Consider the following 15942-nt stretch of genomic DNA (forward strand, 5'->3'; position numbering starts at 1 on the left):
CGCGGGCATGGCGAAGAAGCCCCCGGACGGGGAGAGAAGTGGAATCGCACAGCAATCTGCCGTACGCCGCCGTCCTGGTCCATCGAGGATTTCTTAACCGCCGCCGCAGCTTTCCTTCACGCCCGTGGCGCGACGTTCACCTGGTCAGAGCAGAGATCCGCCGGACCAGGGCCCTTCGAGCCGTCCGGTGAGATCCGCTGCCGCCGCCTTGATGGTGTCCAGACCGGAACGCCCCCAGGGCCGCGGGGAGACATCGGCGGCGCAGACGGTGCCGAGCACCATGCCCGTGGTGTCGATGAGCGGCGCGCCGAGGTAGGAGTGGATGCCGAACTCGTCGACCACCGGGTTTCCCGCGAAGCGCGGGTAGTCGCGGACGTCCTCGAGCACCAGCGCCTTGTGCCGGACCACCACATGGGGGCAGAACCCGTGGTCGCGGGGCAGGAAGCGGCCCATCACCGGCCGGGTCCCGTCCTCCTTCACGACGAGCCCGACGTCGGGCGCGTGCAGGCCGGCGAAGAACTGGCCCCCCTCACCGGGGAAGTTGACCATCGCGTACGGCGCACCCGTCAGCGACGCCAGATGGCCCGCGAAGGCGTCGAGGCCGGGCTCCGGACGTTCCCCCAGGCCCAGTTGACGCAGCCGCCGCGTCCTCGCGGGCGCCTCCTTGTCCTCGGGGGTGAGCAGCAGCCGACCGGCCGGGCGCGGCGGGTCGTACCTCATGTCCGGGTCCCGTCGCTGTGGGCGTACGTCATATGCGGCTCCGGTGCGGTGTGTGCGGTGGTCACATGTGCGCGCCGTGGCTGGGCGCGGGGGTGACGGGTGCGTGGGCGATGAGATGGCGTACGAGGGTGAGCAGGGTCTGGACGCCGGAGGCGGAGATCCGGGCGTCGCAGCACACGACGGGGATCTCCGGGTCGAGGTCGATGGCGGCGCGTACCTCCTCGGGGTCGTAGCGGTGGCCGCCGTCGAACTCGTTGACGGCCACGATGAATGCGAGTCCGCGTTCCTCGAAGAAGTCGACGGCCGCGAAGCAGTCCTCCAGTCGCCGGGTGTCGGCGAGGATCACCGCACCGAGGGCGCCCTCGCACAGTTCGTCCCACATGAACCAGAACCGCTCCTGTCCCGGCGTGCCGAAGAGGTACAGGACGTGTTCGGGGTCGAGGGTGATGCGGCCGAAGTCCATCGCCACCGTCGTCTCGACCTTGTTCTCGATGCCGTCGAGACTGTCGGTGGCCGCGCTGACGGTGGTGAGCAGTTCCTCCGTACTGAGCGGCGCGATCTCACTGACGGCGCCGACGAAGGTGGTCTTGCCGGCCCCGAACCCGCCCGCGACCAGGATCTTGAGCGCGGTGGGGAACGGGTCGGCGTCGTGGCCGGAGCCGTCCGCGTAGCCGGGTCCGTCGTCGTGGCCGGAGTCGTAGTCGTGGTCAGAGCTGTCGTCGTAGTCCATCGAGCACTGCCTCCAGAAGGGCCCGGTCCGTGGGGTTGTGGTGGAACTCGGGGGGTTTGGTGGTGAGCACCCCGCAGTCGACGAGGTCCGACAGGAGCACCTTGGTGACCACCGCCGGCAGCATGAGGTGCGCGGCGACCTCGGCGACCGACACCGGCGCCCGGCACAGGTCGAGTGCCTGTGCGTGTTCGGGGCCGAGATAGCCGAGGGGGGTGGCTCCGGTGGCCATCACCTGCGAGATGAGGTCGAGGGCGACGGTGGGGCGGGTGCGGCCGTTGCTGACCGTGAAGGGGCGCACCAGCCGTCCGGCCGCCTCGTCGAGCCAGGGCCCGTCGCCGGCCGCCGTCGCGCTCAAGGCCTCATCGCCGGGGGTTCGACGGACTGCTGCCGGGGAGCGGTCACCAGGTACGGGCGGACGCTCTTGACCAGCATGGCCATCTCGTAGCCGAGCACCGCGGCGTCGGCCTCGCGGCCGGCCAGCACGGCCAGGCAGGTGCCGGAGCCGGCGGTGGTGACGAACAGCAGGGTCGAGTCGAGTTCGACGACGACCTGCCGGACCTCACCGCCGTCGCCGAACCGCACCCCGGCGCTGCGGCCGAGGGAGTACAGGCCGGAGGCCAGGGCCGCCATGTGGTCGGCGCTGTCGGGGTCGAGACCGTGGACCGACTTCACGAGCCCGTCGCAGGAGAGGAGCACCGCGCTGCTGGTGTGCGGTACGCGCTGCACGAGGCCGCTCATCAGCCAGTCGAGATCGGATACATGGCCGGTGGGGGCATCGGTCGCCATGGTGGATCGACTCCTTGGGATACGAAGGTCTGCGGGCGCGCCCGTGGGGGCGCCGGCGGTCATTGCGGTGGGGGTGGCGACGGCGGCGGCAGCTGCGGCGGTCATCCGGCTGGCCCGCTCCCGTCGTGCCGGGCGGGGTGGTCCGGGGTCATGTGGGGTGCTTGGGGCCCGTGGGACCCGTCCATGTGCGGTACGCCCGTGTGGTGTGCGTCCGTGTGCGGTACGCCCATGTGGTGTGCGTCCATGTGCGAGGCGTCCGTGTGCGGTACGCCCGTGCGGTGTGCGTCCATGTGCGAGGCGTCCATGTGCGATACGCCCGTGCGGTGTGCGTTTATGTGCGGTATGGCCATGGGGAGTTGCGCCGACCTAGGGGGAACGTCTGTGTGGCGGGCATCCGTTGGCGAGGCCGACGGCGTGTGGGGACGACCCAGGTGCTGGGGCTCCGGGGAGGGGTGCCCGCGATGGGAGGCCTCCAGGTGGGAGGTCCCGGGGCGAGAAGGCTCCGGTGAGGACGGCTCCGGGCGCGAAGGCCCCCGGCGGGAAGGCTCCACAGGCGACGGCTCCAGACGGGAGGGCGCCAAGTGGGAAGGGGCAGGAGCGGAGGGCTCCGGGTCGGACAGGTCCGCGTACGGAGGCTCCGGGTGCGCGGACGCCGAGTCGCCGGACCGCGCCTGCTGAGCCTCGGCGAGGCCGATGCCGCGCTGGAACGCCGCCATCAGACCAGGGTCGTGGCCGACGAGGTGCTCGTCCTCCTGGCGGGGCGCCGGGCCGCCGCGCAGCTGCGGCACGATGTGCTGCTGGGCGCGCCGCCGGGGCAGCTGGGGCTTGCCCATGGTGCCGCGGACGGTGCCGGTGTGCGGGGCGAGGGGCGTGGCGGTGTTTCCCTCGACGGCCGGCCGGTCCTCGGGCCGGATGCCGGGCACGGCCTCGGCCGGGTTGGACCGCTCCTCGTGGGTGCCGCGGACCGGCAGGGGCGAGGGGCTCGTGCCGGTGGGAGCGGGCGCCGACGGGACGCCGGGTGCGGGCTGGTGATGCTGCGGGGGCTGAGGTGGAGCGGGGCGGGCGGCCTCGGGGGCGGAGTGCTGCGGCGGCGGTGCGGGACGGGCGGTATCAGGGGCGGGGTGCTGCGGCGCCGGGCGGGCGGCCTCGGGTGCAGGGTGCTGCTGCGGCGGCGCGGGGCGGCCGGCCTCGGGCTGCCGACTGCCGAGCAGCGCCTGCGGCACGACGAGGACGGCCTGGACACCGCCGTAGATGTTGGTCTGCAGGCGGACGGTGATGCCGTGCCGGCGGGCCAGCTGGGAGACGACGAACAGCCCGATCCGGCCGTCCGCGAGCAGGCGGCCGACATTGACCTGGTCGGGGTCGGTGAGCAGGGCGTTCATCTTGTTCTGCTCGGCGACGGGCATCCCCAGGCCGCGGTCCTCGACCTCGACGGCGAGGCCGGAGGTGACGAGGTTGGCGCGCAGCAGCACCTGGGTGTGCGGGGCGGAGAAGACCGTGGCGTTCTCCACGAGTTCGGCCAGCAGATGGATCACGTCGGCGACGGCGTGGCCGCGCAGGGTGCCGTCGATCGGCGGCACGAGCCGCACCCGTGAGTACTGCTCGACCTCGGCGATGGCCGAGCGCAGCACCTCGGTCATGGAGACGGGGTTGCTCCACTGGCGCCGGGAGACGGCGCCGCCGAGGACGGCGAGGTTCTCGGCGTGACGGCGGATGCGGGTCGCCAGGTGGTCGACGTGGAAGAGGCCCTTGAGCAGGTCGGGGTCCTCGATCTCGTTCTCCAGGTCGTCCAGGATCGCGATCTCGCGGTGCACCAGCGACTGGAGGCGCCGGGCGAGGTTGACGAAGACCTCGAGCTTCTGTTCGCTGCCGGCCTGGCTGGAGAGCTGCGCGGCCTGCACGACGGCGGTGACGGCGCCGTCGTGCGCGCGGGCCAGATCGGCGGCGAGCAGTTCGAAGTCGTCGGCGTCCTCGGGCGGACCACCGCGCGGCTTGCGCTGCGGTGGCAGCTCTCCTCGGCGCAACGCCTCGACGAGGGTGCGCAGATCGGCCTCCCGGCGGGCGCTGCTGCGGCGCAGCGCGCCGACCCGTTCGTGCACGGCGCGGGCGGCCCGGCCGGCGGCGATCGCGGCGATCCCGATGCCGGCGAGCGTCACACAGACCGCGCAGGCGAGCACGGCCCACAGGGTGATGCTGGTGCGGGCGCCGGTGGAGCGGACGGTGAACAGCACCGCCGCGCAGGCGCTGAGGGCGACCGCGACCGGGGGCAGTACGGCGAGTCGCAGCAGCTGCGGCCGTATGTGGGCCTCGGGCAGCGAGGGAGCGGTGCGGGCGACCGGCCGTCCGTGCCGCCCGCCCTCGCGGCGGTCTGCGCGTGCGGCCGGTGCGCGGAGGTGTGACATCGGGCGTCCTCGTACTGGTCCGGCGGTCGGAAGCCGGGGCGGGGCCCGGTCTGCTGGACTCGGGCATGCGGCGGCTCGGTGCCGGGCCGACGACGGCGGGGAAATCCGGCCCTGCGTCGCCCGGCGGACACTCACAGTAGTCGGCAACGCATCATGTGCGGTGGGCAGTTGACAAAGTCCTACGGCAATCGTCCCGCTCTGGTATGAGGCCTCGTACGACAGACCGATAAGCGCGCCGAGGCGACGGCACCCGAGCGGATCCCAGAAGGGCCCTGTTCAGAGCCGGTTTCTCGGCTCGTCGTCCTTCGTTCAGTCGCCCAGAGCGTCAAAGCCGAGAGTCCGTCCTGCTCAGGGCTGAGCAGAGTACGGCGACCAGCTCACCCGGGGAGACGCCCCCGCTCGCTGCGGACGCCGGCGCGCACATCATGTCCCTCGCAACACCTCCGGCCGCCACAGTGGAGTCGTGCCCTCCAGCCCAAGCACCCCGCACCCTGTATAGGTTGGGACGGCAGTACGGGCTTGTCCCACGCCCGGCACACCGGGTGGACCGAACCGCCCCGGGTGATGTGGAGGATCGATTCCGTAGGCGGCGTGCAGCACGGCACGCAGGGTCGTGACGGCCATCGTGACGGCAGCCTCGGCGGCGTGCGTGCCACGCAGCGCGTCGAGCATCACGAAGTCGTGGATGGCGCCCTGGAAGCGCACGGCGGTGACCGGGACGCCGGCCTCGCGGAGCTTGTTGGCGTACGCCTCGCCCTCGTCGCGCAGGACGTCCGCCTCGGCCGTGATGACCAGGGCCTTGGGCAGACCGGCGAGCTGACCGGTGGTGGCCCGCAGCGGCGACGCGGTGATCTGCGCGCGCTCGGCCTCCTCGGTCGTGTACTGGTCCCAGAACCACTGCATGGCGTCCCGGCGCAGGAAGTAGCCGGTGGCGAACTGCCGGTAGGAACCCGTGTCGAAGTGCGCGTCCGTGACCGGGTAGAACAGCACCTGCTGCACCACCGGGGCGTCTCCGCGCTCCTTGGCCATCAGGGTGAGCGCCGCGGTCATGTTGCCGCCGACGGAGTCACCGGCCACGGCCAGCCGGGAACCGTCGAGCCCCTTGCTCGCGCCCTGCTGGACGACGCACTGGGCGACGGCGTAGTTCTGCTCGACGGCGACCGGGTAGCGGGCCTCGGGCGAGAGGTCGTACTCGGGGAAGACGACGGCGGCGCCGGCCCCGACGGCGAGTTCGCGGACCAGCCGGTCGTGGGTGTGGGCGTTGCCGAAGACCCAGCCGGCGCCGTGGATGTAGAGAATGAGCGGCAGGGTGCCCGCGGCTCCGGCGGGCTTGACGACGCGGGCCCGGACACTGCCCGTCGGACCGCCCGCAACGGTGATCCACTCCTCGTCGATCTGCGGCTTGTCGATCTCACCGGACTGCACCTCGTCGACGGCCTTGCGCCCCTCGGCGGGAGCGAGGTCGAAGAGGTAGGGCGGATTGGCGGTGGCCTCCGCGAACGCGGCCGCCGCGGCTTCCAGTACCGGCTGCACCGGCTCGACAGCGTCGGACATGTGTGACGCCTGGAGTGTCGTGCGCTCCGCCGTCCCTCCGGCGGAACGGCCCGGACGCCTGCGGGAGGACTCCGGGGCCGTGGCTCAGCACGTTAGGACGGGCACGCGGCCGGCAATTGCCCGTGCGTGCACCGCCCATGGCTCCACGGCGCACGGAGATACGGCACCTGTGCGCGGTGAGGAGGATTCCGGCGCACGCAGAGGAAGCCGCGGTGCGCGGCCGCCCCCAATGGGCCGGGCCGACCAGGGCCGACCAGGGGCGGCCCGGCCCACCGGGTTTCCGGGCCGTGAGCCGGGAGTGGCCCGGCTCGCCTACGGCGGTGGCCGCACGGCATTTCGCAGGACGCTCGCGCGTCCGCCGGGCGGCCACCCGCCACCCGCGCCGCCCGCTACCGGTCACCCGCGAAGTCGAGGTCGCCCTGGGCGGCCGGTGTGGCGCCGGGGCCCGGGGTGCGGAGCCAGTGGCGGGCCACAGGTGCCGTGACCGAGCGCCACCAGGGCTCCACCGGGAGCGTGCCGCCCGGCTCGAAGGGCTCGCCGGGCCGGGGCAGCGCCACGGCCACCCCGGCCGCTCCGGCGGCGTCCTTCGTCCATTCGCCGGGCTCGGCGAAGGGGTGCGGGGCGAGGTTGAAGGTCCCCCAGTGGATCGGCAGCAGCACGCCCGGGCCGGCGTCCCCGCCCTGCAGGTCCAGGTGCGACCTGACGCCCTCCTGCGGGGTCATGTGGATGTCCGGCCAGAATTCGCTGTAGGCGCCGATCTGGATCATCGTGGCATCGAAGGGGCCGTAATCGGCGCCGATGTCACGGAAGCCCTCGAAGTACCCGGTGTCGCCGCTGTGGAATAGCCGGTGGTTCTCGCCGGCCACGACCCAGGACGCCCACAGGGTGTGCTGGGTGTTGCGCAGGCCGCGACCGCAGAAGTGGCGCGCCGGGGTGGCGGTGAGGGTGAGCCCGCCGACCCTGGCCGACTCGTGCCAGTCGAGCTCGCGCAGCCGGTCCGCGCAGACCCCCCAGTGCTCCAGGTGGGCGCCGACGCCGAGCGGCACGGCGAACAGCGTGTCCGTGCCGGCCAGCGCCTTGATCGTGGGCAGGTCCAGGTGGTCGTAGTGGTCGTGCGAGATGACCACGGCGTCGACCGGGCCGAGGGCCGTCAGGGGCAGCGGCGCCGGATGCAGCCGCTTGGGCCCGGCGAAGGCGAACGGGGAGCAGCGCTCGCCCCAGACGGGGTCGAAGAGCACCCGCTGTCCGTCGATCTCCGCGAGGACGCTGGAGTGGCCCAGCCAGGTCAGCCGAAGGCCGGTGGCGGGCGGCCGGGCGAGGTCGGCGGCCGTGGTGGGGTGCACCGGCACCGCACCGTGCGGGGTGCGGCGGTTGCGCGCGTCCCTGTCGAAGTAGGTCTTGGCGAACTCGAGCGTGGAACCCGAGGGCCGGATCCGCGAGGGCCCGCCGGGGTTCTGGAACACGCCGTCCTTGAAGTGCGGCGATCTGCGGATGCGTGCCATGCGCTCGCCGCTCGGCTCCACGCCGAAGGCCGCGGGCTGCAGCGCGCGGAGCCCGGAGCTCAGGGAACGGGAACCGGCCACGGTACCTCCAGGTGGAATCGGTGAGAACTCCATTATGGTCCGCCCCACCGACACCACTCGCCGCCCGGCCCCATACTGACTCGTGATTCAGTATGGGGGGTCTGTGCACGAGCCGGGAAACCCCTGCTGCCACGAGGAGCTTCCGTGACCACCCCCCTGCTGTCGCTCACCTGGACCGACCACGTCACCGGCCGCCGGGGCTTCCTGGTCGTGGACCGTCTGGTGCGCGGCCTCGCCAGCGGCGGGCTCCGGATGCGCGCGGGCTGCTCGCTGGACGAGGTCGCCGGGCTCGCCCGCGGAATGACGGTGAAGGAGGCCCTGCACTACGACCCCGAAGCCCGCTACGTCCCCCTCGGCGGCGCCAAGGGCGGCATCGACTGCGACCCCCGGGACCCGGGCGCGTACGGACTGCTGGTGCGGTACCTGCGCGCCGTGCGGCCGTACATCGAGACGTTCTGGACCACCGGCGAGGACCTCGGTCTCAGCCAGGACCTGGTGGACCGGGCCGCGGCCGAGGTGGGGCTGGTCTCGTCGATCCAGGCCGTGTACCCGCTGCTGGACGACGAGGTGGCGGCCCGCGGCCGGCTCGCCGACGCCTTCGCGGTGCGGGTGGACGGGATCGGGCTGGGTGAGCTCGTCGGCGGCTGCGGGGTCGCGGAGTCCGTGCTGGCAGCCCTGGACCGGGCAGGCGTGCCGTACGCGGGCACCCGGGTCGCCCTGCAGGGCCTGGGCACCATGGGCGGCGCCACGGCACGTTTCCTCACGCGCGCGGGCCTGACCGTCGTGGCCGTCGCCGACGTCAGGGGCACGATCGCCAACCCGGCGGGCCTCGACGTCGACGCGCTGCTCGCCGCGCGGGACGCCTACGGCACGGTGGCCCGCTCGGCGCTGGGCCCCGGGGACCGCGAACTTCCCGGCGACGCCTGGCTGGCCGCCGACGCGGAGGTGCTGGTGCCGGCCGCCGTCTCGTACGCGGTCGGTGTCGCGGACCAGGACCGCGTCACCGCCCGATGGATCGTCGAGGCCGCCAACATGCCCGTCGTCCCGGAGGCGGAGGCGCTGCTCACCGCGCGCGGGGTCACGGTGCTGCCCGACGTGGTGGTCAACTCCGGTACGAACGCCTGGTGGTGGTGGACGCTGTTCGGCGACATCGGCGCGGACGCGGACGAGGCGTTCGCGTACACGCGGCGCGCGATGCGCGCCCTGACCGACGTGGTGCTGGCACGTGCGGAGGCCGACGGGAGCACGCCGCGTGCCGCCGCGCACGCCGTGGCCGCGGACCGGCTGCCGCTGCTCGCGGAGCGCTTCGGGTCGTACCGCTGACGGGAGGGTCACCGCCCGGCCACCGGCCGGACGTGGCCCGTTAGGGTGACGGGGTGGCGAGAGTGCGGTTGACCGTGGCGGAGCGGCGCGAGGAGTTGTTGCGCGCCGCCGTGGAGCAGATCGAGGCACGGGGCGTGGCGGCGGTGCGGATCGCCGATGTGGCCTCCGCGCTCGGTGTGAGCAACGCGCTGGTGCTGTACCACTTCTCGACGAAGGAGAAGCTGGTCGCCGCCGCGTTCGCGTACGCCGCCGAGGACGATCTCGCCCATCTGGGCAAGCTGCTCGGGCGGCGCACGACGGCCCTGCGCCGGCTGCGGTCGGCGGTGCGCTGGTACGCGCCGACGGGCCCGGCCAAGGGCTGGCGGCTGTGGATCGAGGGCTGGGCGGCGGCGCTGCGCGAGCCCGCGCTGCTGGAGGTCACCCGGGACCTCGACAAGCGGTGGAAGGCGGCGATCACCGAGGTCATCGCCGAGGGTGTGGCGGCCGGCGAGTTCCGCTGCGCGGACCCCACGGGCGCGGCCCTGCGCCTGACCGCCCTGCTCGACGGGCTGGCCGTGCAGATCACGTCCTACGCGGGAGCGGTGTCCCGCGCGCGTGCCCAGGAGTGGGTGGACGAGGCGCTGGCCCGGGAACTGGGGCTGACGGAGGTGCCGACGGCCGGGCGGCGCTGAGCCGCCGGCACTTCCGTCGCGCTTGTCCGGTGGACGCCTCAAGCCACGGACGCGATCCGCGTCTTGATGTCGTCCGGCGACAGCATCCCCTTTGCTGTGACGTGGTCACCCGAGGACTGACCGCGCAGCCGCCGGCCGATCCACGGCACCAGGTACTCACGCGCCCAGTACACGTCGTCCCGGCGCACGTCGAGGGTGCCCCGCGGCGGAAGCGGCGGCCAGGGCTGCTCCGGGTCGGCGGGGACGGCGAGGCGGAGGGCCTGACCGGCACGCAGCGCCACGCGCGTGTGCCCCTCGGGAGACAGGTGCAGCCGGTCGTGGTCCCAGGCTCGGCGGTCCTGGACGGACTTGAGCGACCACAGGTCGAGCACCGGGCAGCCGTACCGGTCGGCGATGGCCCGCACATGGCCGTTGTAGGTGGCGATCTTGCCGCGCAGATGCCTGAGCACGGGGACGCCCCGGGTGTCGAAGCCGGTCGTCACCAGGACGGTGCCGACGGCGGCGGTCAGCGCGGCGACCGCCCTCTCGAAGCGCTCGGCCACGTCGTCCGGGTCGGTGCCCGGGCGGATGATGTCGTTGCCGCCGGCGCAGAACGACACCAGGTCCGGCGCGAGTTCGACGGCCCTCGGAACCTGTTCGGCCACGATCTGGTCGAGCAGCCTGCCGCGCACGGCGAGATTGGTGTACTGGAAGTCGCCCTCGGGGCGGCGGTCCGCGAGCAGTACGGCGAACCGGTCGGCCCAGCCGACGAACGCCCCGTCGGGGCCGGGGTCGCCGACGCCCTCGGTGAAGCTGTCCCCCACCGCCACGTACGACCCGATCACTGATCTGCTGTCACTCTTCGAATCGTCTGCCACGTCGGGACATGATTCCCCTTCGAATGTGACCTACGCGACCGTAGGAAGGGGTTGACGGACGGTGAGAAGGGCCACGGTCAAAGGATTGGTCAATTGCGGAATAGAGCCGCAGGCCGGAACGGCCGCGGACTCCGGACGCACCGAGGGCCGGACCCCGGGGTTCGGGGTCCGGCCCTCGGTGGCGTGAGCGGCGCGTGTGTCAGCCGATCGCGACGCCCTTGGAGGCGAGGTAGGCGACCGGGTCGACGTCCGAGCCGTAGTCCGGCGTGGTGCGGATCTCGAAGTGCAGGTGCGGGCCGGTGGAGTTGCCGGTCGAACCGGAGAGGCCGATCTGCTGGCCGGCGGTCACGCTCTGGCCGCTGGAGACGGAGAGCGAGGACAGGTGGGCGTACTGGGCGTAGTAGCCGTCGGCGAGCTTGATGACGACCTGGTTGCCGTACGCGCCGGCCCAGCCCGCGGAGACGACCGTGCCCGCGCCGACAGCCTTCAGCGGGGTGCCGGTCGGCGCGGCGAAGTCGACGCCCGTGTGGTAGCCGCTGGACCACATGCTGCCCGCCACACGGTAGGCGGTACCGACGCCGGCGCCGTCCACGGGGGCGGAGAAGCCGGTGGAGGTGGCGGTGTCCGCGGCCTGGGTGGAGGCCGGGGCCTCGGACGTGTTCGCCGCGGCTTCGGACGCGTTCGAGGACTGCGACGCCTCGGTCGTGGCCGGCGATTCGACCGGGGCGGAGGGAGCGGCGGCGGAGGACGGCGCGGTCGACTGCTTGCCGCCGCTCGCCGCGGCCTTCGCGCCGATCGTGAGCTTCAGACCGGGGTGGATGAGCGACGGGTCCTGGCCCACCGCCTCACGGTTGTCCTCGTAGAGCCGCTGCCAGCCACCGCTGACGTTCTGCTCGTCAGCGATCTTCGAGAGGTAGTCGCCGGCCTTCACCGAATACGTCCGCGCACCGGCCTTCTTGGCGGTGGACTGCTTTGCGGCGGACTGCTGCTGCACTGCCGTCTTCTGGACCGGGACAGACTGGACGGCCTTCTCCGCGGCGGACTGGGGAGTGGCGGCGTGGGCGACGGCGGCCCCCATCAGCGGGAGGGCGAGTGCGGCGCCACCGGTTCCGGCGACGGCGATGGAACGGGCGAAGCGCTGGGTCTTCGGACGGCGGTGCTTACCCTTCGCGGGCATGGCGAATTCCTCTCCGGCGCCTGCGAGGTGAGCTGTCGGGTGCGGACTGGAGATGTCCGGCCGCGTCGGGACGAGGCTTTACCCCGAGCCGTTCCGGGAACCGGAACAGGCAACTACCTGTGGGTCCCCCGCTCCTGCCGAACACGGGTGGGTTTGCGCGGGCACCGGGCGGCGGCAGGATTAGGCGTCCGCCCGGATCGGTGTGGAACGTAAGCGACCACGACGCAACGGGACAAGCAAGAGGTTCCGCCGGAACGCCGTTTTCGTGATCCGTTCACCCGAATTCCGGTCACACTCCGTGCATCGGAGGGCGTGTGATTTCCGTAAACGCCCTTGAAAGGCATGTGAATTACACATGCGTGACAGACGACTCTCGGTCACGGATATGACGCTGCTCACGTGACCCTGCTCCAGGTTTCCTTATTTCAGACAGAGTTGGAATGAAGAGCTCAATTCGGGCAGATCACCCATACGTGACGCGGCGGGAAAGCAGTCGCATTCAGGGGCCGAGGGGCTCTTCGGGATGCGACCCGCATCGCGGCATGAAAGCATCCCGCACATTTCGCCCGATTCTCCGCATTCGTACCGCTCTGTCGCGTGTACGGCTCGCGGGGGCAGATCGTGCTCCCCTGACCGCCTCAGAACAACTCATGGCCGCGGGAATCCGTGTCGTATCGTCAAGACGTGCCCGTCGACGAGCCGCGCCGGCGGGGCCGATGGGAGGGAGCCCCCGTGACGCAGCACGTGCCGTCGACCGAGCCCGAACTGGCCGGAGTGCGCAACTTCCGTGACGTGGGCGGACTGCCGACGGTGGACGGGCGCCGGGTGCGGCAGGGAGTGCTGTTCCGCAGCGGCCACCTCGCCCACGCGACCGCGCAGGACGCCACGTTCCTCGCCTCGCTGGGACTGCACACGATCTTCGACTTCCGCAACGCCGCGGACCAGAAGCTGGAAGGCCCGGACATCGAGCTGCCGGGCGTGCGCAACGTCAACCTGCCGCTGACCGACCCGGCGGACGGCGCGGAGTTCTGGAAGATGGTCCGGGACGGCGACGTGGAGCAGCTGCGGGAGGTCCTGGCCGACGGCAGGGCCGCGGACCGGATGGTCACCTCGTACCGCATGATCGTCAAGGAGCGCACCGGCGAGCACTCCCAGGTTCTGCACGCGATCGCCGAGGACAGCGTCCCCGCGCTGATGCACTGCGCGGCGGGCAAGGACCGCGCCGGGCTGTCGATCGCCGTCACGCTGCTCGCGCTGGGCGTGGAGCGCGAGGCGATCCTCGCCGACTACCTGGAGTCCAATGCCAAGCACCGCCGCTACAAGGTGCACCGGGGCGGCAGCTCCGACTCGGCCTACTCCGCGGAGATCATGGAGCTGCTCAGCCCGCTCTTCGACGCGCGTGCCGAGTATCTGACGGCTGCGTTCGAGACCATCGAGGGGACCTGGGGAGACGTCGACACCTACCTGGCGCAGGGGCTCGGCGTAACCGCCGGGACCCGGGAACGGCTGCGGGAGCGCCTGCTCGACTGACCCTATTTGGCCCCGACCTCGAACAGCAGATAGAGGAAGCCGGCGAAGAGGTGTCCCGCCACGATGTAGATGACGAACCGGACCCAGATGCCCCGGGGAATCTTCTGCTCGATGTCTGTCATGGCATGTCTCCCGTGGTAGGGCCGAGGCACAGCGCGGCCGTGGGGCTCTGCAGCAGAGTGTGGACGAAGAGGAGGTCGACCCCGCCCGGGTCCTCGGCGGCGATGCGGTGCGGGGTCAGGGAGTCGAAGTGGGCGCTGTCACCCGGTCCGAGCCGCTGCGCGGCGTCCCCGAGGCGCAGTCGCAGCCGTCCCTCGAGGACGTACAGCCACTCCTCACCGGCGTGCACCCGCACGATGTCGCCCTGCGAGCCGTGGGGCACATGCACCCGCAGGGCCTGCATGCCCCGCCCGGACGCGCCGGCCTGCCAGTACGTCCAGCCGCCGGCGCCGCTCGGCTCCATGTCGGCGGCCCGCACGACGGCGTCCCGGTCGGCGACCATCTCGCCGAGCAGGTCCGAAACGGTCGTACCGTAGATACGCGCGAGGGACAGCAGCATCGGCAGCGAGGGCTGGCGCTGCCCCGTCTCCAGCCGGGACAGGTGGGCGGGCGAGAGCCCGGCCGAGCGAGCGGCGGCCTCCAGGGTGAGGGAGGCGCGCCGACGCAGTTCACGGAGTTGCGGGGCGACGGCCGGCAGTGATACGGCCGGCTCGGCCCCGGGCTCGGAGGAGGAGCTCATGGCTCCATTCAGCCGGATCGTTGCCTCATGGGCAAATCGTTTGCCTCTAGGGCAAAACCCGGTGCCGGGCCACGCTGACGCCGGGGCCCGGAGCCGGACCCCGGCGTCAGAGGCAGAGCCCGGAGCCGGACCCCGGCGTCAGCGGTTGGCCACCGCCTGCTTCACGAGCGTCCTGCCGAAGTCCCACAACAGCCCGCCGCCGCTGTGCGCGTCGTCCATCACGGCCGTGAAGGCCTCCACGAACCGGTCCACCTCCCGCTCCCCGATGATCAGCGGGGGGATCAGCTTGATCACCTCCAGGTGGTCGCCGGAGACCTGGGTGAGGATCCGGTGCCGCTGGAGCAGCGGGACGACGACCATCTGCGCGAAGAGCCCCTTGCGTGCGGCCTGGAGCATGGCCCAGCGACTGCGCAGCTTCAGCGACCGGGGCCGGCCGAACTCGATGCCGATCATCAGTCCACGGCCACGCACGTCCGCGAGCAGTTCGTACGTGTCGACCAGCGCGGCCAGCCGGGACCTGAGCAGCTCGCCCGTGGCCCGGACGCCCGCGACGACCTGTTCGCTCTCCATGACGGACAGCACCGCCAGACCGGCCGCCATGGCCTGGGCGTTGGAGCCGAAGCTGGCCGAGTGGACCAGCACCCGGTCCATCGACGAGTAGACCTTCTTGAAGATCCAGTCCTTGCCGAGCGTGGCACCCACCGGCACATATCCGCCGGAGAGTGCCTTCGCGACGCAGACCAGGTCGGGCTCGACGCCCTCCTCGTGCTGGTAGGCGTAGAAGTCGCCGGTGCGGCCCAGGCCCGTCTGCACCTCGTCCGCGATGAGCAGCGCCTTGTGCCGGTGCAGCAGCTCCTGCGCGGCCCGCAGGTAGCCGGGCGGGGCCTCGTGCACACCCTTGCCCTGGATCGGCTCCACGATCAGCGCGGCGACGTCGCCCTTCTTCAGCTCCCGGGCCAGCGCGTCGAGGTCGCCGAGCGCCACCGCGGTGTCCGGCAGCAGAGGGGCGAAGCCGTCCCGGAAGCCCGACTCGCCGTTCACGGAGAGCGAGCCGGTGGTCAGGCCGTGGAAGGCGTGCGCGCAGTACAGGACCCTGGGCCTGCCGGTGACGAACCGGGCGAACTTCAGCGCGGTCTCCACCGCCTCCGTGCCGCTGTTGCCGAAGAACACCCGGTCCAGGTGCGGGCTGTGGGCGAGCAGCCGCTCGGCGAGCAGTCCGGGCAGCGGCTGGCAGTCGAACCGGGTGAGGTCGGCGAGCTGCGCGTCCAGCACGTCGTGCAGGGCCTTGCGGACGACGGGGTGATGGCGCCCCAGGCCCATCACCCCGAAGCCGGCCAGCATGTCCAGGTAGTCGCCGCCGTCCGCGTCCCAGAAGTAGGCGCCCTCGGCCCGCACGTAGACCTTGTCGAAGCCGATGGTGCGCAGCATGCGCGGCAGCTGGTGGTTGAGGTGCCGGGCGTGCAGCTCGTAGCGCTCGGCCCCACGCCCGGCGAGCAGCGCACCGAGGTCGAATGCGCCGCCGGGCACCGGCTCCGGCGCTGGGGTGGCGGATTCCGCGGTGGTCATGCGGGGTCCTTAAGAATGTGAGGCGGTCCGGGAGGACCGGGTGTGGCTGATGCGGTGGTTGCCTGAAATGGCTCTAGGAGAATGGCCGCCCGGTCCTTCGGGACGCTCCGACTGCTGATTGAGAACTGCGGGTATCGCTGGTTGAGGACCTGTTGGCGGAGTGCTCCTCGGACCACGAAAGTGCTGGGCACGGAGGAACAGGAGCGACACGGTTGACCACGCGGCATGCACGCATATGGGTCGGCATCGACGCCGGCAAGGGGCACCACTGGGCGGTGGCCGTCGATACCGACGGCGAAACGGT

14 protein-coding genes, 1 pseudogene and 1 riboswitch are annotated in these 15942 nt (G+C 72.1%); of the genes and pseudogenes, 3 read left to right on the top strand and 12 right to left on the bottom strand.

What is annotated here, in order from left to right; genetic code table 11:
* Nucleotides 1–144: 144 nt before the first annotated feature.
* The 7 genes and pseudogenes from ACGF8A_RS29405 to ACGF8A_RS29435 all read right to left on the bottom strand — a co-directional run bounded on the left by ACGF8A_RS29405 (nucleotide 145) and on the right by ACGF8A_RS29435 (nucleotide 7775).
* On the bottom strand, nucleotides 145–720 hold the full coding sequence (locus ACGF8A_RS29405) for a GAF domain-containing protein (protein WP_393113236.1): 576 nt from the start codon (nucleotides 718–720) through the stop codon (nucleotides 145–147).
* 61 nt (nucleotides 721–781) lie between these two features.
* A complete protein-coding gene (locus ACGF8A_RS29410; RefSeq protein WP_393113237.1) occupies nucleotides 782–1450 on the bottom strand; it encodes an ATP/GTP-binding protein in 669 nt (222 codons plus the stop codon).
* A complete protein-coding gene (locus ACGF8A_RS29415; protein ID WP_393113238.1) occupies nucleotides 1428–1805 on the bottom strand; it encodes a DUF742 domain-containing protein in 378 nt (125 codons plus the stop codon). Before ACGF8A_RS29415 ends, ACGF8A_RS29410 begins: the two co-directional genes overlap by 23 nt.
* The gene (locus tag ACGF8A_RS29420; protein WP_365451047.1) at nucleotides 1802–2236 is read right to left on the bottom strand and encodes a roadblock/LC7 domain-containing protein; all 435 of its coding nucleotides are present in this window, start codon (nucleotides 2234–2236) and stop codon (nucleotides 1802–1804) included. Before ACGF8A_RS29420 ends, ACGF8A_RS29415 begins: the two co-directional genes overlap by 4 nt.
* Nucleotides 2237–2337: 101 nt before the next feature.
* Nucleotides 2338–4638: an ATP-binding protein gene (locus ACGF8A_RS29425; RefSeq protein WP_393113239.1), complete on the bottom strand. Its 2301-nt coding sequence runs from the start codon at nucleotides 4636–4638 to the stop codon at nucleotides 2338–2340.
* Nucleotides 4639–5229: 591 nt separating this feature from the next.
* Nucleotides 5230–6192, bottom strand: a pseudogene (locus tag ACGF8A_RS29430) (alpha/beta hydrolase); the annotation flags it as partial.
* Between the two features lie 389 nt (nucleotides 6193–6581).
* Nucleotides 6582–7775, bottom strand: a complete 1194-nt coding sequence (locus ACGF8A_RS29435; RefSeq protein WP_393113240.1) for an MBL fold metallo-hydrolase — start codon at nucleotides 7773–7775, stop codon at nucleotides 6582–6584.
* A 144-nt stretch (nucleotides 7776–7919) separates the two neighbouring features.
* On the opposite strand from ACGF8A_RS29435, the gene ACGF8A_RS29440 reads away from it, so the two are divergent.
* Together ACGF8A_RS29440 and ACGF8A_RS29445 are read left to right on the top strand one after the other, a co-directional pair.
* Nucleotides 7920–9098 (top strand): Glu/Leu/Phe/Val dehydrogenase dimerization domain-containing protein, encoded by a 1179-nt coding sequence (locus ACGF8A_RS29440; protein WP_393113241.1) that lies wholly within the window; start codon nucleotides 7920–7922, stop codon nucleotides 9096–9098.
* 53 nt (nucleotides 9099–9151) lie between these two features.
* Nucleotides 9152–9769, top strand: coding sequence for a TetR family transcriptional regulator C-terminal domain-containing protein (locus tag ACGF8A_RS29445; protein ID WP_393113242.1), 618 nt, complete (start codon nucleotides 9152–9154; stop codon nucleotides 9767–9769).
* A 38-nt stretch (nucleotides 9770–9807) separates the two neighbouring features.
* Here ACGF8A_RS29445 and ACGF8A_RS29450 read toward each other — a convergent pair whose 3' ends face one another.
* Nucleotides 9808–10593: an SGNH/GDSL hydrolase family protein gene (locus ACGF8A_RS29450; RefSeq protein ID WP_393113254.1), complete on the bottom strand. Its 786-nt coding sequence runs from the start codon at nucleotides 10591–10593 to the stop codon at nucleotides 9808–9810.
* A gap of 232 nt (nucleotides 10594–10825) precedes the next feature.
* Nucleotides 10826–11803, bottom strand: coding sequence for a peptidoglycan DD-metalloendopeptidase family protein (locus ACGF8A_RS29455; RefSeq protein ID WP_393113243.1), 978 nt, complete (start codon nucleotides 11801–11803; stop codon nucleotides 10826–10828).
* Nucleotides 11804–11807: 4 nt separating this feature from the next.
* Nucleotides 11808–11963: riboswitch (cyclic di-AMP (ydaO/yuaA leader) on the bottom strand.
* 572 nt (nucleotides 11964–12535) lie between these two features.
* On the opposite strand from ACGF8A_RS29455, the gene ACGF8A_RS29460 reads away from it, so the two are divergent.
* Nucleotides 12536–13333: a tyrosine-protein phosphatase gene (locus tag ACGF8A_RS29460; RefSeq protein WP_393113245.1), complete on the top strand. Its 798-nt coding sequence runs from the start codon at nucleotides 12536–12538 to the stop codon at nucleotides 13331–13333.
* Nucleotides 13334–13335: 2 nt separating this feature from the next.
* On the opposite strand, the gene ACGF8A_RS29465 is transcribed toward ACGF8A_RS29460, so the two are convergent.
* The 3 genes from ACGF8A_RS29465 to ACGF8A_RS29475 form a co-directional block, all read right to left on the bottom strand.
* Nucleotides 13336–13455, bottom strand: coding sequence for a DUF6126 family protein (locus ACGF8A_RS29465; RefSeq protein WP_393113247.1), 120 nt, complete (start codon nucleotides 13453–13455; stop codon nucleotides 13336–13338).
* Nucleotides 13452–14072, bottom strand: a complete 621-nt coding sequence (locus ACGF8A_RS29470; protein WP_393113249.1) for a helix-turn-helix domain-containing protein — start codon at nucleotides 14070–14072, stop codon at nucleotides 13452–13454. The genes ACGF8A_RS29465 and ACGF8A_RS29470 overlap by 4 nt, the downstream gene beginning before the upstream one ends.
* Before the next feature lie 138 nt (nucleotides 14073–14210).
* Nucleotides 14211–15638, bottom strand: a complete 1428-nt coding sequence (locus ACGF8A_RS29475) for an aspartate aminotransferase family protein (RefSeq protein WP_393113250.1) — start codon at nucleotides 15636–15638, stop codon at nucleotides 14211–14213.
* Between the last annotated feature and the right edge of the window lie 304 nt (nucleotides 15639–15942).

The sequence above is a fragment of the Streptomyces sp. NPDC047706 genome (genome assembly GCF_043204795.1).
GTDB lineage: Bacteria > Actinomycetota > Actinomycetes > Streptomycetales > Streptomycetaceae > Streptomyces.